The sequence below is a fragment of the Cupriavidus sp. D39 genome (genome assembly GCF_026627925.1).
GTDB lineage: Bacteria > Pseudomonadota > Gammaproteobacteria > Burkholderiales > Burkholderiaceae > Cupriavidus > Cupriavidus ulmosensis.
The window spans coordinates 2,952,984-2,974,119 of the sequence record NZ_JAPNLE010000009.1 but is presented as its reverse complement, the minus strand read 5'-3'; the positions used below and the strand labels follow the sequence as shown (position 1 = coordinate 2,974,119).

General features: G+C 65.7%; 15 protein-coding genes and 3 pseudogenes. 17 read left to right on the top strand and 1 reads right to left on the bottom strand.

Annotation, left to right across the window (positions count from 1 at the left end):
- The first annotated feature begins 59 nt into the window (after positions 1 to 59).
- From OMK73_RS25990 to OMK73_RS25975, 4 genes and pseudogenes are all read left to right on the top strand, one after another.
- Positions 60 to 1,196 (top strand): deoxyguanosinetriphosphate triphosphohydrolase, encoded by a 1,137-nt coding sequence (locus OMK73_RS25990; protein WP_267604552.1) that lies wholly within the window; start codon positions 60 to 62, stop codon positions 1,194 to 1,196.
- 121 nt (positions 1,197 to 1,317) lie between these two features.
- Positions 1,318 to 2,060: pseudogene (locus OMK73_RS25985) on the top strand (transposase).
- A gap of 361 nt (positions 2,061 to 2,421) precedes the next feature.
- Positions 2,422 to 7,203: a glutamate synthase-related protein gene (locus OMK73_RS25980; RefSeq protein ID WP_420715574.1), complete on the top strand. Its 4,782-nt coding sequence runs from the start codon at positions 2,422 to 2,424 to the stop codon at positions 7,201 to 7,203.
- A gap of 133 nt (positions 7,204 to 7,336) precedes the next feature.
- Positions 7,337 to 8,800, top strand: a complete 1,464-nt coding sequence (locus OMK73_RS25975) for a glutamate synthase subunit beta (protein WP_183034187.1) — start codon at positions 7,337 to 7,339, stop codon at positions 8,798 to 8,800.
- 88 nt (positions 8,801 to 8,888) lie between these two features.
- On the opposite strand, the gene OMK73_RS25970 is transcribed toward OMK73_RS25975, so the two are convergent.
- Entirely contained in the window at positions 8,889 to 9,425 is a 537-nt protein-coding gene (locus OMK73_RS25970) for a GNAT family N-acetyltransferase (RefSeq protein WP_267604551.1), read from the bottom strand.
- A 287-nt stretch (positions 9,426 to 9,712) separates the two neighbouring features.
- Here OMK73_RS25970 and OMK73_RS25965 point away from each other — a divergent pair, with 287 nt between their 5' ends.
- The 13 genes and pseudogenes from OMK73_RS25965 to hisD all read left to right on the top strand — a co-directional run bounded on the left by OMK73_RS25965 (position 9,713) and on the right by hisD (position 21,070).
- Positions 9,713 to 10,753: a Bug family tripartite tricarboxylate transporter substrate binding protein gene (locus OMK73_RS25965; protein ID WP_420715573.1), complete on the top strand. Its 1,041-nt coding sequence runs from the start codon at positions 9,713 to 9,715 to the stop codon at positions 10,751 to 10,753.
- A 152-nt stretch (positions 10,754 to 10,905) separates the two neighbouring features.
- A complete protein-coding gene (locus OMK73_RS25960) occupies positions 10,906 to 11,727 on the top strand; it encodes an ABC transporter ATP-binding protein (protein ID WP_267604549.1) in 822 nt (273 codons plus the stop codon).
- A complete protein-coding gene (gene mlaE / locus OMK73_RS25955; RefSeq protein WP_267604548.1) occupies positions 11,724 to 12,500 on the top strand; it encodes a lipid asymmetry maintenance ABC transporter permease subunit MlaE in 777 nt (258 codons plus the stop codon). Before OMK73_RS25960 ends, mlaE begins: the two co-directional genes overlap by 4 nt.
- Positions 12,501 to 12,549: 49 nt before the next feature.
- Complete coding sequence (gene mlaD, locus OMK73_RS25950) at positions 12,550 to 13,083, top strand: outer membrane lipid asymmetry maintenance protein MlaD (RefSeq protein ID WP_267604547.1); 534 nt, start codon at positions 12,550 to 12,552, stop codon at positions 13,081 to 13,083.
- Positions 13,001 to 13,914 (top strand): annotated as a pseudogene (locus OMK73_RS25945) (VacJ family lipoprotein). The gene mlaD and the pseudogene OMK73_RS25945 overlap by 83 nt, the downstream one beginning before the upstream one ends.
- 203 nt (positions 13,915 to 14,117) lie before the next feature.
- The gene (locus OMK73_RS25940) at positions 14,118 to 14,741 is read left to right on the top strand and encodes an MlaC/ttg2D family ABC transporter substrate-binding protein (RefSeq protein ID WP_267604546.1); all 624 of its coding nucleotides are present in this window, start codon (positions 14,118 to 14,120) and stop codon (positions 14,739 to 14,741) included.
- Positions 14,742 to 14,864: 123 nt separating this feature from the next.
- Complete coding sequence (locus OMK73_RS25935) at positions 14,865 to 15,182, top strand: STAS domain-containing protein (RefSeq protein WP_267604545.1); 318 nt, start codon at positions 14,865 to 14,867, stop codon at positions 15,180 to 15,182.
- A gap of 247 nt (positions 15,183 to 15,429) precedes the next feature.
- Positions 15,430 to 16,383: an ABC transporter ATP-binding protein gene (locus OMK73_RS25930; RefSeq protein WP_267604544.1), complete on the top strand. Its 954-nt coding sequence runs from the start codon at positions 15,430 to 15,432 to the stop codon at positions 16,381 to 16,383.
- A gap of 56 nt (positions 16,384 to 16,439) precedes the next feature.
- A pseudogene (locus OMK73_RS25925) lies at positions 16,440 to 17,209 on the top strand (ABC transporter permease).
- A gap of 89 nt (positions 17,210 to 17,298) precedes the next feature.
- On the top strand, positions 17,299 to 17,556 hold the full coding sequence (locus OMK73_RS25920) for a BolA family protein (RefSeq protein WP_267604542.1): 258 nt from the start codon (positions 17,299 to 17,301) through the stop codon (positions 17,554 to 17,556).
- 203 nt (positions 17,557 to 17,759) lie between these two features.
- A complete protein-coding gene (gene murA, locus OMK73_RS25915; RefSeq protein WP_267604541.1) occupies positions 17,760 to 19,010 on the top strand; it encodes a UDP-N-acetylglucosamine 1-carboxyvinyltransferase in 1,251 nt (416 codons plus the stop codon).
- Positions 19,011 to 19,036: 26 nt separating this feature from the next.
- Complete coding sequence (hisG, locus tag OMK73_RS25910) at positions 19,037 to 19,699, top strand: ATP phosphoribosyltransferase (protein WP_150985708.1); 663 nt, start codon at positions 19,037 to 19,039, stop codon at positions 19,697 to 19,699.
- 33 nt (positions 19,700 to 19,732) lie between these two features.
- Positions 19,733 to 21,070 (top strand): histidinol dehydrogenase, encoded by a 1,338-nt coding sequence (gene hisD / locus OMK73_RS25905; protein WP_267604540.1) that lies wholly within the window; start codon positions 19,733 to 19,735, stop codon positions 21,068 to 21,070.
- Positions 21,071 to 21,136: the final 66 nt, after the last annotated feature.

Below are 21,136 nucleotides of genomic sequence, written 5' to 3'. Positions count from 1 at the left end.
TTGCAACCCCGGCCGGGCGGCGTACCGCCACCCGGCTGGACGCCTGACCGGATTGCCGCATGACCGACCTCGAAAGCCATCTCGCTCCCTATGCCGCCCGCTCCGCGCAGACACTTGGGCGGGTACACGCCGAACCGGCCTCGTCCTCGCGCACGGAGTTCCAGCGCGACCGCGACCGCGTCATCCATAGCACGGCCTTCCGGCGGCTCGAGTACAAGACCCAGGTCTTCGTCAACCATGAAGGTGACCTGTTCCGCACCCGGCTCACCCATAGCCTGGAAGTGGCGCAGATTGCGCGCTCCATCGCCCGCAACCTGCGCCTGAACGAGGACCTGGTCGAAGCCATCTCGCTGGCGCACGACCTGGGCCACACGCCCTTCGGCCATGCCGGCCAGGATGCGCTGAACAACTGCATGAAGAACCACGGCGGCTTCGAGCACAACCTGCAGAGCCTGTTGGTGGTGGATGAGCTGGAGGAGCGCTATGGCGGCTTCAACGGGCTCAACCTGACCTTCGAGACGCGCGAGGGCGTGCTCAAGCATTGCTCGCGCGTCAATGCCTCTGCGCTTGGCGAACTGGGCCGGCGCTTCCTGGAGGGGACGCAGCCCTCGCTGGAGGCTCAACTGGCCAACCTGGCCGACGAGATCGCCTACAACAACCACGATATCGACGACGGCCTGCGCTCCGGGCTGCTCACGCTCGAGCAGATGGACGAAGTGCCAATGTGGGGGCGCCACCGGGCCGAGGCGATGGCGGCGTTTCCCGGCATCAACGGGCGGCGCGTGATCAACGAGACCGTGCGCCGCATGATCAACACGCTGATCGTCGACCTGATCGAAACCACCAGCCAGAACATTGCCGCCGCCAACCCGCGCAGCATCGAGGCCGTGCGGGCCGCGGGCCCGATGGTGGCCTTCAGCGCGCCGGTGCGCGAGGAAGCGGCGGCGCTCAAGCGCTTCTTGTTCCGCCATCTCTATCGCCATTACCTGGTGATGCGCATGTCCTCCAAGGCCCAGCGCATCATCACCGACCTGTTCGATGTCTTCATGGCCGATCCGCGCCTGCTGCCGCCGCAGTACCAGGCGGGGCAGGGCCGCGACCAGTCCCGGCTGATCTCGCACTACATTGCCGGCATGACCGACCGCTATGCGATCCGGGAGCACCGCCGCATATTTGCAGTCGACGAAGGAAGCTAGGCCCGCGCGGCCGGCGGGAAAATTGGGGACGGATCAGGCTGCGGCTAGGCTATCATCGGGCATCGCTTCCGTTTGAGCCATCCGCCCGGCAAGCGCTTATCGCCGATCCTCTTCACCCATCATGGCCCGACTTCCTCGTTTCTCCCCGGCTTCGCTGCCGGCGCTGGTGTTGCAACGCGGCAACAATCGTCAGCAGGTCTTCCGTGGCACCGACGACTACCTCCATTACCTGGACTGCCTGCGCATGGCAGCGCGGGAGCACGACCTCGCGATCCACGCCTATGCCTTGCGGCCGAATCATGTCCACCTGGTGGCAACCCCCGGCATGCCGATTCGCTGAGCCTCACCATGCAAGCCGTAGGGCGCCGCTATGCGCGCCATTTCAACCGGGTCGCGGGCCGTACCGGCACGCTGTGGGATGGCCGCTTTCGCTCGGCGGTGTTCGACCCCGCCGCCTGGATGTTGCCGGCCATGCAGTACGTGGAGGGCAACGCCGTGCGCGCCGGCGAGGTGACCTCGGCGGAGGGGGATCGCTGGAGCAGCTATCGCCACCATGCCGGCATCGAGGCCAGCCCCTTTGTGAGCGATCACTCTGCGTACTGGGCGCTGGGCAATACGCCGTTCGAGCGCCAATCCAACTACCGCGCCGTCACCGCCGAAGGGCTGTCGTCGATGACCCTGGCCACGCTGCGCAGCCACGCGCATAGCGGCTGGCCCCTGGGTGACGCGGCCTTTCTTGCGCAACTGGAGCGCCAGGGCGGGCGGCGCGTGCAGCCGTTGCCCAAGGGCCGCCCGGCGGGCCGGTCCGCGATGGACCGGGAGTCCGCGCCCGATACGGTCCAGCCACCCCACATGGGCAAATGAGGCATGGTGCGCTCGACTACGACGGAGGTCGATAGAGCACGCGCCGCGGTGCACCATACTTAATCTGTCCCCAAATAAAGACCATCCCCGTTGTGGTGCGAGTATATTTATGATCTGACCCCATTTAAAAATTTTGCGGGACGGGTACGATTCTTTTATAGTTCCTCCACCCACATTCATTGTGCGGCGCGTCACGCCTGTGTACGCCGCTGCGGCCCCGCTGTCTCTCTGGTTCCCCGTCCCCGGTTTTCAACCGGCCCCGGTGGAAGAGTGCGGTCCCCGTTCCGGTCTGCCTTGCTGGCTCGCAGCCCTCACCGGAATCAAGCCCGTGGACCAATCGCAATCCCAATCAAAGCAAACGATGGCCCAAGCGCAGGCCGCAGAGCCTGCTGCCGCCACGTACGCGCCTGCCTCGCGTCCGCAAGCCCAGGGCATGTACGACCCCGCCAATGAAAAAGACGCCTGCGGCGTCGGCATGGTTGCCCATATCAAGGGCAAGAAGAGCCATGAGATCGTCCAGCAAGGCCTGAAGATCCTGGAGAACCTGGATCACCGCGGCGCGGTCGGCGCCGATGCGCTGATGGGCGACGGTGCCGGTATCCTGATCCAGATCCCTGACCAGTTCTACCGCGAAGACATGGCCAAGCAGGGCGTGACCCTGCCGCCGTCCGGCGAGTACGGCGTTGGCATGATCTTCCTGCCGAAGGAGCACGCCTCCCGCCTGGCCTGCGAGCAAGAGCTCGAGCGCACCGTGCGCCTGGAAGGCCAGGTCGTGCTGGGCTGGCGCGATGTGCCGGTGGACGCCGCCATGCCGATGTCGCCGACGGTGCGCACCACCGAGCCGGTGATCCGCCAGATCTTCATCGGGCGCGGCCGCGACATCATGACCACGGACGCGCTGGAACGTAAGCTCTACGTGATCCGCAAGACCGCCAGCCACGCCATCCAGGCGCTCAAGCTCAAGCACGGCAAGGAGTACTTCGTGCCGTCGATGTCGGCGCGCACGGTGGTGTACAAGGGCCTGCTGCTGGCAACGCAAGTCGGCGAGTACTACCTGGACCTGCAGGACCCGCGCGCCGTCTCGGCCCTGGCCTTGGTGCACCAGCGTTTCTCCACCAACACCTTCCCGGCCTGGGAGCTGGCCCACCCGTACCGCATGGTCGCCCACAACGGCGAAATCAACACGGTCAAGGGCAATGTGAACTGGGTCAACGCACGGACCGGCGCCATCTCGTCGCCGGTGCTGGGCGACGACCTGCCCAAGCTGTGGCCGCTGATCTATCCCGGCCAGTCGGACACCGCATCGTTCGACAATTGCCTCGAACTGTTGACGATGGCCGGCTACCCGCTCGTCCACGCCATGATGATGATGATCCCGGAAGCCTGGGAACAGCACACCATGATGGACGACAACCGCCGCGCCTTCTACGAGTACCACGCTGCCATGATGGAGCCGTGGGACGGCCCCGCCGCGATCTGCTTCACCGATGGCCGCCAGATCGGCGCCACGCTGGACCGTAACGGCCTGCGTCCGGCACGTTTCTACGTGACCGAGGATGACATCGTGGTGCTGGCTTCGGAAGCCGGCGTGCTGCCCTTCCCCGAGTCGCGCATCGTGCAGAAATGGCGCCTGCAGCCGGGCAAGATGTTCCTGATCGACATGGAGCAAGGCCGCATCATCGACGACAAGGAGCTCAAGGACAACCTGGCCAACGCCAAGCCGTACAAGAGCTGGATCGACGCCGTGCGCATCAAGCTCGATGAGCTGGATGCCAAGCCCGAGGACGTGGCTGCCGAGAAGAAGCCGGACGCACGCCTGCTGGATCGCCAGCAAGCCTTCGGCTATACGCAGGAGGACGTCAAGTTCCTGATGGCGCCGATGGCGCTGGCCGGCGAGGAAGCCACCGGCTCGATGGGCAATGACAGCCCGCTGGCCGTGCTGTCGTCCAAGAACAAGACGCTGTATCACTACTTCAAGCAGCTGTTCGCCCAGGTCACCAACCCGCCGATCGACCCGATCCGCGAAAACATGGTGATGTCGCTGGTGTCCTTCATCGGACCCAAGCCCAACCTGCTCGAGCTCAACAACATCAACCCGCCGATGCGCCTCGAAGTGTCCCAGCCCGTGCTGGACTTCAAGGACATCGCCAAGATCCGCAACATCGAGCACTACACCGGCGGCAAGTTCCGTTCGTATGAACTGAACATCTGCTATCCGCAGGCATGGGGCAAGGAAGGCATCGAAGCCCGCCTGGCCTCGCTGTGCGCGGAAGCCGTGGATGCCGTGCGCTCGGGCTACAACATCCTGATCGTGTCGGACCGCCGCGTCGATGCCGAGCACGTGGCCATTCCCGCGCTGCTGGCAACGTCGGCCATCCACCATCACCTGGTGGACAAGGGCCTGCGCACCTCGGCCGGCCTGGTGGTGGAAACCGGCACGGCGCGCGAGGTGCATCACTTCGCCCTGCTGGGTGGCTACGGCGCCGAAGCCGTGCACCCGTACCTGGCGATGGAAACGCTGGCCGACATGGCGCAAGGCCTGTCCGGCGACCTGTCGCCCGAGAAGGCGGTCAAGAACTTCGTCAAGGCGATCGGCAAGGGCCTGCAGAAGGTGATGTCCAAGATGGGCATCTCCACCTATATGTCGTACACCGGCGCGCAGATCTTCGAAGCCATCGGCCTGTCGCGCGAACTGGTGCAGAAGTACTTCCACGGCACCGCATCGAATGTCGAAGGCATCGGCATCTTCGAAGTGGCCGAGGAAGCGCTGCGCCTGCACCAGGACGCCTTCGGCGACAACCCGGTGCTGGAAACCATGCTGGAGACCGGCGGCGAGTACGCCTACCGCGTTCGCGGCGAAGCGCACATGTGGACCCCTGACTCGGTGGCCAAGCTGCAGCACGCCGTGCGCGCCGACGACGGCAAGGGCGCGTACCAGACGTACAAGGAATACGCCAACATCATCAACGACCAGAGCCGTCGCCGCACGACGCTGCGCGGCCTGTTCGAGTTCAAGGTCGATCCGACCCGCGCCATTGCGCTGGAAGAAGTGGAACCGGCCAAGGAGATCGTCAAGCGTTTCGCCACCGGCGCCATGTCGCTGGGTTCGATCTCTACCGAGGCTCACGCCACGCTGGCCGTCGCGATGAACCGCATCGGCGGCAAGTCGAACACCGGCGAAGGCGGCGAGGACGAGAAGCGCTACCGCAACGAACTGCGCGGCATCCCCATCAAGCAGGGCGATACGATGCAGGGCCTCCTGGGTAGCGAAGCCGTCGTGCGCGACCAGGAACTGCAGGCAGGCGATTCGCTGCGCTCGAAGATCAAGCAGGTGGCATCGGGCCGTTTCGGCGTAACCGCCGAATACCTGGCGTCCGCCGACCAGATCCAGATCAAGATGGCGCAGGGCGCCAAGCCCGGCGAAGGCGGCCAGCTGCCCGGCCACAAGGTCTCGGACTACATCGGCAAGCTGCGTTACTCCGTGCCGGGCGTGGGCCTGATCTCGCCGCCGCCGCACCATGACATCTACTCGATCGAAGATCTGGCACAGCTGATCCACGACCTGAAGAACGTCAACCCGGCGTCCGATATCTCTGTCAAGCTCGTGTCCGAAGTGGGCGTGGGCACCGTGGCCGCGGGCGTGGCCAAGGCCAAGGCCGATCACGTGGTGATTGCCGGCCATGACGGCGGCACCGGCGCTTCGCCGCTGTCGTCGATCAAGCACGCCGGCACGCCGTGGGAGCTGGGTCTCGCCGAGACCCAGCAGACGCTGATGCTCAACGGCTTGCGTAACCGCATCCGCGTGCAGGCCGACGGCCAGATGAAGACCGGCCGCGACGTCGTCATCGGCGCGCTGCTGGGTGCCGACGAGTTCGGCTTCGCTACCGCGCCGCTGGTGGCAGAAGGCTGCATCATGATGCGCAAGTGCCACCTGAATACCTGCCCGGTAGGCGTGGCCACGCAGGATCCGGCGCTGCGCGCGAAGTTCCAGGGCAAGCCCGAACACGTGGTGAACTTCTTCTTCTTCATTGCCGAAGAAGCCCGCGAGATCATGGCGCAACTGGGCATCCGCACGTTCGACGAGCTGATCGGCCGCGCCGACCTGCTCGACACCAAGCCCGGCATCGAGCACTGGAAGGCACGCGGCCTCGATTTCACCCGCGTGTTCTACCAGGCACCGTTCCCCGCCGAGTTGCCGCGTTTCCACACCGACGTGCAGGATCACGGCCTGTCGCTGGAAGCCGGCAAGGCGCTGGACCACGTGCTGATCGCCAAGGCGCGTCCGGCCATCGACAAGGGTGAGCGCGTGTCGTTCATCCAGCCGGTGAAGAACGTCAACCGTACCGTCGGCGCGATGCTCTCGGGCGTGGTGGCCAAGCAGTATGGCCATGAAGGCTTGCCTGACGACACCATTCACATCCAGCTGCAAGGCACCGCAGGCCAGTCCTTCGGCGCTTTCCTGGCGCACGGCGTCACGCTGGACCTGGTTGGCGATGGCAACGACTACGTGGGCAAGGGCCTGTCGGGCGGCCGCGTGATCGTGCGCGCTCCGCACGAGTTCCGCGGCGACCCGACCCGCAACATCATCGTGGGCAACACCGTGCTGTACGGCGCGATTGCCGGCGAAGCCTTCTTCAACGGCGTGGCCGGCGAACGCTTCGCGGTTCGCAACTCCGGCGCCGCCGCGGTAGTGGAAGGCACGGGCGATCATGGTTGCGAGTACATGACCGGCGGCACCGTGGTGGTGCTGGGCGGCACCGGGCGCAATTTCGCGGCCGGCATGTCGGGCGGCATGGCCTACGTCTATGACGAGGACGGCTTGTTCGACAAGCGCTGCAACACCTCGATGGTGGCACTGGAAACCGTGCTGGCCGCGGCGGACCAGGAAAAGGGCCAGTCGGCCGCTTCCTGGCACAAGGTGAACGGCCAGCGCCAGCTGGATGAAGTCATCCTCAAGGGCTTGATCGAGCAGCATTTCCGCTTCACGGGTTCCGAGCGCGCCAAGGCATTGCTGGCCGACTGGGCCACGGCACGCCGCAAGTTCGTCAAGGTCTTCCCGACCGAGTACAAGCGCGCGCTGGGCGAGATGTACGCCAAGGAGCAGGAAGCGAGGGACAGCGACCGGGAAGCCATCGCCGCCTGAGCCCCAAGGGCAGGGCAGCGAGCCCGACCAAGCATGAGCGCTGTCGCGGATCCGCGCCGGCCTCACAAGATACTGACCTCACAGCGGGGCCGGCGCATGCGCCGGCGCCGCTCAGCATGACCAAGGACGCAACATGGGTAAGGCGACTGGCTTTCTCGAATTTCCGCGCCAGAACGAAGGTTACGAGCCCGTAACCAAGCGCGTGAAGCACTACAAGGAATTCGTATTCGCGCTGTCCGACAGCGAAGCGAAGATCCAGGGCGCGCGCTGCATGGACTGCGGCATTCCGTTCTGCAACAACGGCTGCCCGGTCAACAACATCATTCCTGACTTCAACGACCTGGTTTACCGCCAGGACTGGAAGTCGGCGATCGAGGTGCTGCACCAGACCAACAACTTCCCCGAGTTCACGGGCCGCATCTGCCCGGCACCGTGCGAGGCGGCCTGCACGCTGGGCATCAATGAAGCACCGGTCGGCATCAAGTCGATCGAGCACGCCATCATCGACAAGGCCTGGGAAGAAGGCTGGGTTGCCCCGCAACCGCCCAAGCACAAGACCGGCAAGACCGTTGCCGTGGTCGGCTCCGGCCCCGCAGGCATGGCCGTCGCCCAGCAGCTGGCACGCGCCGGCCACGACGTGACCGTGTTCGAGAAGAACGACCGCATCGGTGGCCTGCTGCGCTACGGCATCCCCGACTTCAAGCTCGAGAAGTGGCTGATCGACCGCCGCATGGAGCAGATGCAGGCCGAAGGCGTGACCTTCCGTGCCGGCGTGATGGTGACCGACGGCGAACTGCCGGCCGGCATCAAGAACTATGCGCGTGAAACCATCTCGGCCCAGGCCCTGCAAGACCAGTTCGACGCCGTGGTGCTGGCGGGTGGCTCGGAAGTGCCGCGGGACCTGCCGGTGCCGGGGCGCGACCTCGACGGCATTCACTACGCGCTGGAATTCCTGATCCCGCAGAACAAGGAAGTGGCCGGCGACGAGCCCAACGCGCTGCGCGCCGATGGCAAGCACGTGATCGTGATCGGCGGCGGTGACACCGGCTCCGACTGCGTGGGCACCTCGAACCGCCACGGCGCGGAATCGATCATCCAGTTCGAGCTGCTGCCGCAGCCGCCGGAAGAAGAGAACAAGGCGCTGGTGTGGCCGTACTGGCCGATCAAGCTGCGCACCTCGTCCTCGCACGACGAAGGCTGCAGCCGCGACTGGTCGGTGGCCACCAAGGAATTCATCGGCGAGAACGGCAAGATCACCGCGCTGAAGGCCTGCCGCGTCGAGTGGAAGGACGGCAAGATGCAGGAAGTGCCGGACAGCGAGTTCATCCTCAAGGCTGACCTCGTGCTGCTGGCCATGGGCTTCACCAACCCGGTGGGCTCGCTGCTCTCCGCCTTCGGCGTGGACACCGACGCGCGCAAGAACGCCCGTGCCAGCACCGAAGGCGATCGCGCTTACCACACCAACGTGCCCAAGGTGTTCGCCGCCGGCGACGTGCGCCGCGGCCAGTCGCTGGTGGTGTGGGCGATCCGCGAAGGCCGCCAGGCCGCGCGTTCGGTCGATGCCTTCCTGATGGGGCATTCGGAACTGCCGCGCTGATCTGCTGAAATGCTGATGCCGTGACGCGTTGATCGCGTCGCAAGACCCGCCCCGCACAAGCCGGGCGGGTTTTTTTATTGCGGCGCGCTCAGCCTGGCTGCAGCGCGCTGCCCATCAGCACGGCGTCGTCGCCGTAAGCCGACAGTTTGGCGGACAGGGCAGCGCTGGCGGGCGTCAAATTCTCGTACCCGAGTCTGCGCCACCAAGCCGCCGCCGATTGCACGGCGACCAGCCGCGACGAGCGCAATCCGGCATCGAGCGCGGGCGCACGGGCAGCAGCGTAGAGCGCTGGCGCCAGGCCCTTGCCCTGGCCGGCGGGCGCCACCGCCATGTCGTGCACGAACCAGGTCAGCGTGCTGGCCGGCTCGCCACCGCGCTCCCAATGCCGCTCCAGCACGTCGTCGAGTGCTGGCAGGCTGTCCCGCGGCCACATATGGGTAAACAGGTAGGCTGCCAATTTGCCTTCCTGCTCGGCAGCCACCCAGCACGTGGCGGGCGACAGCGCCAGGCGGCTGCCCAGCGCCGCGGCGGATTCCAGCAGCATCCCGCGATAGCACTTGGCCTGGATTTCCAGCACGGCGGGCAGGTCGGTGGCCCGCATGGGCCGCAGAGTGTATTCACGCATGACGGGCGATTATAGGCGGCGCCGAACGAGAGAGGCCGCGGATGCCCGGAGATCCGCGCCCAGCCGTGCTCACAGGGTTGTCCCGGCTATGGTTAACGTGGTCTGTGCGGCTCTAGGCATTCTTCGTAGAATGATCTGAACATTAAAAACAAAGACTGCCTCGCTTATCCCTTTTCAGCCGATCAAGATGCCACGGCAATGCCAGTGGCCCGGAGGAATTGATGTCCGAAGTGCGCATTGTTTCGCGGCTTTGGCGAGGTAAGGCGAAGTTGCTTCACCCCGCTGCCATGCCGGCTTGTCTGCAGTTGTTCTTGCACGTCTGGCATCCACTGTTCCTCGCTGCCCTGCTGCTTGCCGCGAGCGGACCCGGCCTTGCCCGGCCAGCCTCCGTGCCGGCTACCGCGACGCCGGCAGCGTTTACGCGCCCGATATCGTTTCCCGTCCGACCTATCCGGCTGATCGTGCCTTTTCCGGCCGGCGGCGTGCCGGATGCCGTCGCGCGCCTGCTGGCCGAGCGCCTGGCGGTACACCTCGACGTGCCGGTCGACGTCGACAACCGGCCTGGGGCGGGCGGCACCACCGCGGGAGACGTGGTGGCCAAGGCCAGTTCCGACGGGCATACCTTGCTGTTCCACCAGGCCACCATGCTGATCCAGCCGGGCCTGGAGCCGGTGCCTTATGACGTGGTGCGCGACTTCACGCCGGTGGCGCGGGTCGCGACCATGCCGCTGTTCCTGGTGATCGATGCGCGCCTGCCGATGCGCACGCCACAGCAATGGCTCGCCGCGGTCAACGCCAGCCCTGGATCCTACAGCTACGGTTCCGGCCAGGCTGGCAGCCCCTCGCACCTCTATGCCCAATATGCCGTGCACGGTGTGCCGAACGGGGTGCCGCTGGTCACGGCCAAGGGCGAAGCAGCGGTGGTGCAGGAGATGCTTGCCGGGCGCGTCAGCGCCTGCTTCTGCACATTTGCTTCCGTGCAGGCCCAGGTCAAGAGTGGCAATTTGCGCCTGCTCGGCGTGACTGGCGTGGCGCGTTCGCAACTGGCGCCCACGGTGCCCACGCTGCAGGAGTCGGGGCTGGATGGCTACGGCGCGGGCGCCTGGTACGGCGTCATTGCCCCGGCCAAGACGCCGCATGCCATCGTGGCGCGGATCGCCAGCGAACTGGATAGCATCATGGGCGAGCGCGAGGTGCGCGACCGCTTGCTGGCGGCCGGGCTGACGCCGTTGCGCGATTCGCCGGAAGCCTTTGCGACGGCGATCCGCTCGGAATCGATCCAGTGGCAGGTTATCTTGCGGCAAACCGGTGGGCCAACTGAGCCTTAGGAGGAACTTGCGTGGGCTTGGCGATTGAAGTTTGCAACGCAAATGTGATGAAACAATTATTTGCGTTTAACGGATGTGGATTGCGGCACACTGCTTCGGGCAGCGCTAGGTAGTAGCCCTTATAATGGCGGACTGCCTAACACGGTGCCAACGTGACCGATTACGCCTCAAACCTCGTCGAGCTCCAAGCTGTCGATTTCGCCTATACGGCGGGCGGCCAGCCAATCCTGTCAGGCCTTAGCATGCGCTTCCCGCGCGGCAAGGTGGTGGCTGTCATGGGCGGCTCCGGCTGCGGCAAGACCACCGTGATGCGCCTGATCGGCGGCCAGGTCAGGCCGCAGAGCGGCCAGGTGCTCTTCAACGGCGCCAATATTCCCACCCTCGACCGCAATGACCTGTATGCCGTGCGGCGGCAGATGGGCATGCTGTTCCAGTTTGGCGCGTTGTTCACCGATCTCTCGGTGTTCGACAACGTTGCCTTCCCGTTGCGCGAACATACCGACTTGCCCGAGTCGATGATCCGCGACCTGGTGCTGATGAAACTCAATGCGGTTGGCCTGCGCGGCGCGCGCGAGCTGATGCCTTCGGAGATCTCCGGCGGCATGGCGCGCCGGGTGGCGCTGGCCCGTGCCATCGCGCTCGATCCCGCCTTGCTGATGTACGACGAGCCCTTCGCCGGGCTCGACCCGATCTCGCTGGGCCTGACCGCGCGCCTGATCCGTAGCCTGAACGACGCGCTGGGGGCAACCACCATCATCGTGTCGCACGACGTCAACGAGACCTTCCTCATTGCCGACTACGTCTATTTCATCGCCAATGGCCGCATTGCCGCCGAAGGCGAGCCCGAGGCCCTGCGCGCCTCGACGGATCCCTTCGTGCACCAGTTCGTCCATGCCGAGCCCGACGGCCCGGTTCCGTTCCACTATCCGGGGCCGTCGCTGGCCGAGGACTTCGTGAGCGGGGCGGGACGATGATGGGATTCTTCATGAGCATCGGCTCCGCGGTGCGGCAGTCGGTCAGCGGCCTGGGCCATGCCACGCGCATGTTCTTCACCGTCCTGGCGATGTCCCCGGCGCTGCTGCGCCGCTTCCGGCTGGTGAGCGACCAGATTTTCTTTGTCGGCAACCTGTCGCTGGTGATCATCGCGGTTTCTGGCCTGTTTGTCGGCTTCGTGCTGGGTTTGCAGGGCTATTACACGCTGAATCGCTACGGCTCGGAGCAGGCGCTAGGCCTGCTGGTGGCGCTGTCGCTGGTGCGCGAGCTGGGTCCGGTGGTGACGGCGCTGCTGTTCGCCGGCCGCGCCGGCACCTCGCTCACCGCCGAGATCGGCCTGATGAAGGCTGGGGAGCAGCTCAGCGCCATGGAAATGATGGCCGTCAACCCGCTGCAGCGCGTGATCGCGCCGCGCTTCTGGGCTGGCGTGGTTGCCATGCCGGTGCTGGCGGCGATTTTCAGCGCCGTTGGCGTCCTGGGCGGCTATGTGGTCGGGGTGCAGATGATCGGCGTGGACGCGGGCGCGTTCTGGTCGCAGATGCAAAATGGGGTGGATGTTCGCAATGACGTGCTCAATGGCGTCATAAAGAGCTTCATTTTTGGCATCGCGGTGACGTTTATAGCGTTGTACCAGGGTTATCAGGCCAAGCCGACGCCGGAAGGCGTGTCGCACGCAACTACGCGCACCGTGGTGATTGCCTCGCTGGCAGTGCTGGCGCTGGATTTCCTGCTGACTGCGCTGATGTTCAGCTGACTTGGCCGGTGCGGTCGCCGGAGCCGGAGTACTTGAAGAAGAGACGCAGATGAAAAGAAATACACTCGATTTCTGGGTTGGGCTGTTTGTTGTGGCGGGTTTCGTGGCGCTGCTGTTCCTGGCGCTAAAGGCCGGCAACATGAGTACGCTGTCGTTCCAGGAGACCTATTCGGTGCAGGCGCGCTTCGATAATATCGGCGGCCTGAAGCCGCGCGCCCCGGTAAAGAGTGCCGGCGTGGTGGTGGGCCGGGTGGCCGATATCCGCTTCGACGACAAGACCTACCAGGCGACCGTGACCATCAACCTGGAAAAGCGCTACCAGTTTCCCAAGGACACCTCGGCCAAGATCCTGACCTCCGGCTTGCTCGGGGAGCAGTACCTGGGCCTTGAGGCGGGCGGCGATACCGCCATGCTGGCGGAAGGCTCGCGCATCACCATGACGCAATCGGCCGTGGTGCTGGAGAACCTGATCGGGCAGTTCCTGTACAACAAGGCCGCCGATGCAGGGGCCGGTGGCAACAGCGCCGGCGGCGCTGCCGCTGGAGCCGGAGCCGGAGCCGCCAGCGGTGCAGCGGGGGATTGAAATGACCGGCAAGCGTGCTGCTGCGCGCTGGCGCGCGGGACGAAACTGGTTGCTGGCAGCGTCGGTCGCATGGCTGGCGGCAGGTTGCGCAACCGGCCCGACGGCCAACCCGAAGGATCCCCTCGAGCCCCTCAACCGGGAAGTCTTCAAGGTCAACGACGCCGTCGACAGGGCCGTGCTGCGCCCGGTCGCCCAGGTGTACGCCGATTACGTTCCGTCGCCGATCCGCACCGCGATCGACAACGCATTTTCCAACGTGAGCGATGTCTACTCGGCCGTCAACAACCTGCTGCAGGGCAAGCCCACCCGCGCCGCGGAAGACTCCATGCGCGTGGTCATCAACAGCGTGCTGGGCATTGGCGGCCTGATCGACATCGCCACGCCGGCCGGCTTGCCGAAGTACAAGGAGGATTTCGGCCAGACGCTGGGCGTATGGGGGCGCCGGCAGGCCCGTACCTGGTGCTGCCGCTGTTCGGGCCGAGCACGGTGCGCGATACCGCCGGCATGCTGGTCGACCGCCAGATCGATCCGTCGGCGTATATCGATCCCGTGTGGCTGCGCAACTCGCTGTTCGGGGTGCGTGTCATCAACGCCCGGGCCTCGCTGCTTGGCGCCACGGGCCTGATCGAAATGGCGGCGCTCGACAAGTACGCCTTCATGCGCGACGCGTACCTGCAGCGCCGCGAGTACCAGATCTATGATGGCAACCCGCCGGAGCATGACGATACCGTGCCGACCAGCCCGCCGCCGGACGCCACGCAGGAAAACCAGTCACTGCCCACGCCGCCCGTGCAGATGCCTGGCAATATGGGCAATTTCCGCCTGCGTTGAGCGGGCGTTGTTGCAGCTCGTGTCGCCGCTGTGAGCGGTGCAACAAAGTATGAAGATGTGGCGCCGGAAGCGCCGGCGCCGCGAACTCGCAGGCCTCGCCCGAACTCCAACAGGGCGCATGACCATTACCGGCCTTGGGGCCGGGACGCGCAAGGCTGCCATACTGCGGTGCCCCTGCGTTATCGAATTGATAAGGACAAGATATGCTGAAGCGACTGTTGCTGCCTTTTCTAACCGTGGTTGCCTTTGCCGGCGCCGCCCACGCCCAATCGCAGGATGCCAGCACGCCCGACGGGCTGGTCAAGGCCGTGGTCGGCGATGTGATGACTTCGGTCAAGGCGGACAAGGACATGCAGGCCGGGAACATCGGCAAGATCTCGGCGCTGGTTGAGCAGAAGATCCTGCCCAACGCGAATTTCCAGAAGACCACGCAGATCGCCATGGGCCGCAACTGGTCCAAGGCCACGCCCGAGCAGCAAAAGCAGATTGCCGACGAGTTCAAGACCCTGCTGATCCGTACCTATTCGGGCGCCATCGCGCAGATCCGCGACCAGACCGTGCAGTTCCGCCCGTACCGCGGCAGCCCGGACGATACCGACGCCACCATCCGCACCCAGGTCATCAACAAGGGCGAGCCGATCCAGCTCGACTACCGCCTCGAGAAGACCCCGCAAGGCTGGAAGGTCTATGATATCAACGTGCTGGGCGCCTGGTTGACCGAAGCCTACAAGGGCAGCTTCAACACCATCGTGGGCCAGCAGGGCGTGGACGGCGTGATCAAGACACTGCAGGACCGCAACCGCCAGCTCGCCAACGCCAAGAACTGAGCCTGCTTGCCTGCCTGCAAGGCAGGCCGCGGCGCAGCATGGCTGGCCGAAGTGTTCTACAATGAGCGCTCCCGTACTCGCGGGAGTGCTTTTTCCAGACCCGCATCCCCGGACCGCTGCCAGATGCTTTCGCTCGACACCTCGCTGACCAACCGCAACGCTGCTACCGTGCTGCGTGACGGGCTGGCACGCCTGGCCCAGGGCGAAGCCCAGGTGGACTGCAGCAAGCTGACCCAGGTCGATTCCGCCGCCGTCGCCGTGCTGCTGGCCTGGCAGCGCGATGCCGCCAGCCGCCGCCAGTCGCTCGCGTTCGTTGGCGTACCGGCCCAGCTGGCTGAGCTGGCCACCCTGTACGGCGTCGATTCCCTGCTGCAACTTGGCGCCCAGGCGAGCGCCAAGGGCGCGCGGGGCGCGCAAGACACCATTTCCCACCGACATTGAACCGGCATCCGTGGCAAGCTGCTGATTTGCGCTTGCTACCGCGATGCCCGGGCGATGGCTCGCGCCACGCCTCGCGCTCAAAGCGGGACTGCTCCCGCATCCCCTATAATTCCGGGTTGTTCGACCGTTCCGGCATATAAGGCTCGGAGAAGACACGGTCGAAGCACCCAGGCGGTCCCCGCCATTTCAAGGAGGCCGGCGTGCGAGCCCACAAAAGCCCGACGCGCCTGCCAAACAGTATCCGGCCATGAAAGCCATCGAACTCAAAAACGTTCGCAAGCGCTACCGCAACCTGCAAGCGCTCAAGGGCGTCAGCTTCACCGTCGAGCGGGGCGAATTCTTCGGCCTGCTCGGCCCCAACGGTGCAGGCAAGACCACGCTGATCTCCATCCTGGCGGGCCTGAACCGTGCCGATTCCGGCAGCGTCAGCGTGCTCGGCCACGACGTGGTGTCCGATTATCGGCTGGCGCGGCGCATGCTGGGCGTGGTGCCGCAGGAACTGGTCTTCGATCCCTTCTTCACGGTGCGCGAGACGCTACGCCTGCAGTCCGGCTATTTTGGCCTGACCCGCAATGACGACTGGATCGACGAGATCATGGCCAACCTGGATCTCACCAACAAGGCCGACGCCAATATGCGCCAGCTCTCCGGCGGCATGAAGCGGCGGGTGCTGGTGGCCCAGGCGCTGGTGCACCGGCCGCCGGTCATCGTGCTCGACGAGCCCACCGCCGGGGTCGACGTGGAGTTGCGCCAGACGCTGTGGAAGTTCATCTCGCGCCTGAATCGCGAAGGCCACACCATTATCCTCACCACCCACTACCTCGAAGAAGCCGAGGCGCTGTGCGACCGCATCGCCATGCTCAAGTTCGGCGAGGTGGTGGCGCTGGACCGCACCAGCAACCTGCTGAGCCAGTTCGCCGGGTTGCAGCTGGCGCTGACGTTCTCCCGAGGCACGTTGCCGGCCGCGCTCGAGCCGCTGCGCATGCCGTCCTCCAATCCGGGCGAGCGTGCCGTGCGCCTGCGACTGTCGGGCTATCCGGCGGTGGAGCCGATCCTGGCCGCTTGCCGCGAGGCCGGCTGCGAGATCGAAGACATGGAAATCAACAAGGCAGACCTGGAGGACGTGTTCGTGCAGATCATGCGGCGCGAAGGTCATATGCCGGGTGCGCTGCCGGATACGGCGGTGGAGGCTGCAGCATGAAGATGCCAACTGAATTCGACGGCACGCAAGAGGCCATCAACACGCACCTCGCGCCGATGGCGGTGGGGGGCTGGTGGGCTTTCGCACCCTGCTCTACAAGGAAGTGCTGCGTTTCTGGAAGGTCAGCTTCCAGACCGTGGCCGCGCCAGTGCTCACCGCGATCCTGTACCTGCTGATTTTCGGCCATGTGCTGGAGAACCGGGTGAAGGTGTACGACCAGATCAGCTATACCGCCTTCCTGGTGCCGGGCCTGGTGATGATGAGCGTGCTGCAGAACGCCTTCGCCAATAGTTCGTCGTCGCTGATCCAATCCAAGATCACCGGCAACCTGGTGTTCATCATGCTGCCGCCGCTGTCGCACTGGGAGATGTTCGGCGCCTACGTGGTGGCGTCCATCGTGCGCGGCCTGGCCGTGGGCCTGGGTGTGCTGCTGGTGACGGCCTGGTTCGCCAACCTGCACTTCGCCAATATCGCGTGGATCCTGGTGTTTGCCTTGCTGGGTGCGGCGATCCTTGGCACGCTGGGGCTGATTGCCGGGATCTGGGCCGAGAAGTTCGACCAGCTCGCGGCCTTCCAGAACTTCCTGATCATGCCGGCCACCTTCCTGTCCGGCGTGTTTTATTCGATCCACTCGCTGCCTCCCTTCTGGCAGGCGGTGTCGCATGCCAATCCGTTCTTCTACATGATCGACGGCTTCCGCTATGGCTTCTTCGGTGTCTCCGACGTGGCGCCGACCTTCAGCCTCGCAGTCGTGGGTACGGCTTTCGTGGTGCTTGCCACGGTCGCGCTGCAGCTGCTCAAGAGCGGCTACAAGCTGCGCCACTGAACGCCGCCCGCAAGAGCGCAAGAGCAGAAAGCCAAGAGCCCGTCTATCCAGATCCGGAAACGCAAGCGAATCAACGCGAAAAGACCATCATGCTGCCTACACCCCAACAAGTCAGGGACTACATCGCCCAAGGGCTGCCCTGCGAACACCTGGAAGTGGAGGGCGACGGCCAGCACTTCTTTGCCACCATCGTCAGCGCCCAGTTTGACGGCAAGCGCCTGATCCAGCGGCACCAGCAGGTCTACGCCGCGCTGGGCGACCGCATGCGCGCCGAGATCCATGCGCTGTCGATGAAGACGCTGACGCCGGCCGAATGGCAGACGCAGGCGGGCGAGGGCAAGCAGTAAGCGCCCGATCCAGCCGGCCCCGCACGGAAAAATACGGACCAACAAGCTGGCCGCCCGACAGGCCGGACATGACAAACAGGGCCCGCACCACGCGCGGCGGCCCACGGGTACCAGATGCTGCGGCGGCGCGCCTTGACGCACCGCCACGGACCGTAATGAACCATGCCGGACGCCAGCGGGCGGCCGGCCGGAATTGAAAGAACATGGACAAACTCGAGATCCAGGGCAATGGCCCGCTGCGAGGCGAGATCCGCGTATCCGGCGCCAAGAACGCCGCGCTGCCGATCCTGTGCGCCGGGCTGCTTAGCGCGGACACCATCTCGCTCGACAACGTTCCCAGGCTGCAGGACGTGGGCACCACGCTCAAGCTGCTGCGCCAGATGGGCATGAAGGCCGAGCAGGATGGCGCGCGCGTGACGCTCAACGGCGCCGACGTCAACTCGCCAGAGGCCCCCTACGAACTGGTCAAGACCATGCGCGCCTCGATCCTGGTGCTGGGCCCGCTGGTAGCGCGCTTCGGCGAGGCGCGTGTGTCGTTGCCCGGCGGCTGCGCCATTGGCGCGCGCCCGGTCGACCAGCACATCAAGGGCCTGCAGGCCATGGGCGCCGAGATCAGCATCGAGCACGGCTTTATCCATGCCCGCGCCAAGCGCTTGAAGGGCGCGCGCGTGGTGACCGACATGATCACCGTGACCGGCACCGAGAACCTGCTGATGGCCGCCACGCTGGCCGACGGCGAGACCGTGCTCGAGAACGCCGCGCGCGAGCCTGAGGTGACCGACCTGGCCAACCTGCTGGTCAAGATGGGCGCCCGCATCGAGGGCATCGGCACCGACCGCCTGGTGGTGCAGGGCGTGGAGCGCCTGCATGGCGCCAGCCACGCCGTGATCGCCGACCGCATCGAGGCCGGCACCTTCCTGTGCGCGGCCGCCGCGACACTGGGCGACGTGGTGCTGCGCGGCGTGTCGCCGCACATCCTGGACACGGTGCTCGACAAGCTGCGCGAAACCGGCGCCGCCATCGAGACCGGCGAGGACTGGATCCGCCTGAAGATGGCCCAGCGCCCGCAGTCGGTGAGCTTTCGCACCTCAGAATACCCGGCCTTCCCGACCGACATGCAGGCGCAGTTCATGGCGCTGAACAGCGTGGCCGGCGGGGTGGCCCGCATTACCGAAACCATTTTCGAAAACCGCTTCATGCACGTGCAGGAGCTGAACCGGCTGGGCGCCGACATCGCGGTGGAAGGCAATGCCGCGGTGGTCACCGGCGTGCCCCGTCTGTCGGGCGCCAAGGTGATGGCGACCGACCTGCGCGCCTCTGCCAGCCTGGTGATCGCCGGCCTGGTGGCCGAGGGCGAGACCGTGATCGACCGCATCTATCACCTCGACCGTGGCTATGACCGCATGGAAGACAAGCTGTCGGCCGTGGGCGCCAAGATCCGCCGCATCGCCTGAGCGCACGAAAAGATAAAAGGACGCAGATGAGCCCCTCCCCGACCCAGTTGACGCTGGCCCTCTCCAAGGGCCGGATCTTCACCGAAACCATGCCGCTGCTCGAGGCGGCCGGCATCCATGTCACCGAGGATCCGGAAACCTCGCGCAAGCTGATCCTGCCCACCTCCGATCCGGACGTGCGCGTCATCATCGTGCGGGCCTCCGACGTGCCGACCTACGTGCAATACGGCGCGGCCGACTTCGGCGTGGCGGGCAAGGACGTGCTGATGGAACACGGCATGGCCGGGCTGTACGCGCCGATCGATCTGAATATCGCCAAATGCCGCATGTCGGTGGCGACCTCGGCCGGTTTCGACTACGCCAGCGCGGTGCGCCAGGGCGCGCGGCTGGCCGTGGCCACCAAGTATGTGCAGACCGCGCGCGAGCACTTCGCCAAGAAGGGCGTGCACGTGGACCTGATCAAGCTGTATGGCTCGATGGAACTCGGGCCGCTGGTGGGACTGGCCGACGCCATTGTCGACCTGGTCAGCACCGGTGGGACCCTGCGCGCCAACAACCTGGTCGAAGTGGAAGAGATCGTGCAGATATCGTCGCGCCTGGTGGTCAACCAGGCTGCCCTCAAACTCAAGCGTGAGCGGCTTGCCCCGATTCTCGACGCGTTTGAACGGGCCTCCGCCGCGCTGGCTTGACGCCGCGCAGGAGAGAGCCTGGGGAATGGAGTCATGAACGAAAATTCTATGGAAAACCTCGAAATCCGCCGGCTGGATTCAACCGAGCAGGGCTTTGCCGCCGAGTTGCGCAAGGTGCTGGCGTTTGAAGCCGGTGAAGACGACGCCATCGATCGCGCCGTGGCGCAGATCCTTGCCGATGTGAAGGCACGCGGCGACGCCGCGGTGCTGGAATACACGCAACGCTTTGACCGCGTCGAAGCCGCCTCGATGGCCGCGCTGGAGATCTCGCCGGCCAAGCTCGAAGCGGCGCTCGACGAGCTCGAGCCCAAGCGCCGCGCGGCGCTGGAGACTGCGGCGGCGCGCGTGCGCGCCTACCACGAGAAGCAGAAGATCGAGTGCGGCAGCCACAGCTGGGAATACACCGAATCCGACGGCACCGTGCTGGGACAGAAGGTGACCCCGCTGGACCGCGTCGGCATCTATGTGCCGGGCGGCAAGGCGGCGTACCCGTCGTCCGTGCTGATGAACGCCATCCCCGCGCGCGTGGCCGGCGTCAAGGAAGTCATCATGGTCGTGCCCACGCCGGGCGGCGTGCGCAACGAGCTGGTGCTGGCCGCCGCGCAGATCGCCGGCGTGGACCGCGTGTTCACCATCGGCGGCGCGCAGGCGATTGGCGCGCTGGCCTACGGCACGGGCTCGCTGCCCCAGGTCGACAAGATCGTCGGCCCGGGCAACGCCTACGTGGCGGCGGCCAAGCGCCGCGTGTTCGGCACCGTCGGCATCGACATGATCGCCGGCCCGTCCGAGATCCTGGTGATCTGCGACGGCACTACCGATCCGGACTGGGTGGCGATGGACCTGTTCTCGCAGGCCGAGCACGATGAGCTCGCGCAATCCATCCTGCTGTGCCCGGACTCGAACTACCTGGCCCAGGTGGAGGAAAGCATCCACCGCCAGCTTGATTCCATGCCGCGCCGCGATGTCATCCGTGCCTCGCTGTCCGGGCGCGGCGCGCTGATCCGGGTACGCGACATGGACGAGGCCTGCGAAATCGCCAACGCGATCGCGCCGGAGCACCTGGAGATTTCCGCCGAGAACCCGCGCCACTGGGCCGAGAAGATCCGCCACGCCGGCGCCATCTTCCTGGGCCGCTACACCAGCGAGTCGCTGGGCGACTACTGTGCCGGGCCCAACCATGTGCTGCCGACCTCGCGCACCGCGCGTTTCTCGTCGCCGCTGGGTGTGTACGACTTCCAGAAGCGCTCCAGCCTGATCGAAGTGAGCGAGCAGGGCGCCCAGATGCTCGGCCAGATCGCCGCCGAGCTGGCCTACGGCGAGGGCTTGCAGGCCCACGCCCGGAGTGCCGAATACCGCCTGAGGCGCAACTGAAGCGCACTTTAGGCAAAGCGGCCGGCTCCCGGGCTTGTCCAGGAGCCGGCCAGATACCCGCAATCC

Coding starts and splice junctions, on each gene's coding strand:
- OMK73_RS25990 (WP_267604552.1), top strand. CDS start 60: ATGACCGACCTCGAAAGCCATCTCGCTCCCTATGCCGCCCGCTCCGCG.
- OMK73_RS25980 (WP_420715574.1), top strand. CDS start 2,422: ATGGCCCAAGCGCAGGCCGCAGAGCCTGCTGCCGCCACGTACGCGCCT.
- OMK73_RS25975 (WP_183034187.1), top strand. CDS start 7,337: ATGGGTAAGGCGACTGGCTTTCTCGAATTTCCGCGCCAGAACGAAGGT.
- OMK73_RS25970 (WP_267604551.1), bottom strand. CDS start 9,425: ATGCGTGAATACACTCTGCGGCCCATGCGGGCCACCGACCTGCCCGCC.
- OMK73_RS25965 (WP_420715573.1), top strand. CDS start 9,713: ATGCCGGCTTGTCTGCAGTTGTTCTTGCACGTCTGGCATCCACTGTTC.
- mlaE (WP_267604548.1), top strand. CDS start 11,724: ATGATGGGATTCTTCATGAGCATCGGCTCCGCGGTGCGGCAGTCGGTC.
- mlaD (WP_267604547.1), top strand. CDS start 12,550: ATGAAAAGAAATACACTCGATTTCTGGGTTGGGCTGTTTGTTGTGGCG.
- OMK73_RS25940 (WP_267604546.1), top strand. CDS start 14,118: ATGCTGAAGCGACTGTTGCTGCCTTTTCTAACCGTGGTTGCCTTTGCC.
- OMK73_RS25935 (WP_267604545.1), top strand. CDS start 14,865: ATGCTTTCGCTCGACACCTCGCTGACCAACCGCAACGCTGCTACCGTG.
- OMK73_RS25930 (WP_267604544.1), top strand. CDS start 15,430: ATGAAAGCCATCGAACTCAAAAACGTTCGCAAGCGCTACCGCAACCTG.
- OMK73_RS25920 (WP_267604542.1), top strand. CDS start 17,299: ATGCTGCCTACACCCCAACAAGTCAGGGACTACATCGCCCAAGGGCTG.
- murA (WP_267604541.1), top strand. CDS start 17,760: ATGGACAAACTCGAGATCCAGGGCAATGGCCCGCTGCGAGGCGAGATC.
- hisG (WP_150985708.1), top strand. CDS start 19,037: ATGAGCCCCTCCCCGACCCAGTTGACGCTGGCCCTCTCCAAGGGCCGG.
- hisD (WP_267604540.1), top strand. CDS start 19,733: ATGAACGAAAATTCTATGGAAAACCTCGAAATCCGCCGGCTGGATTCA.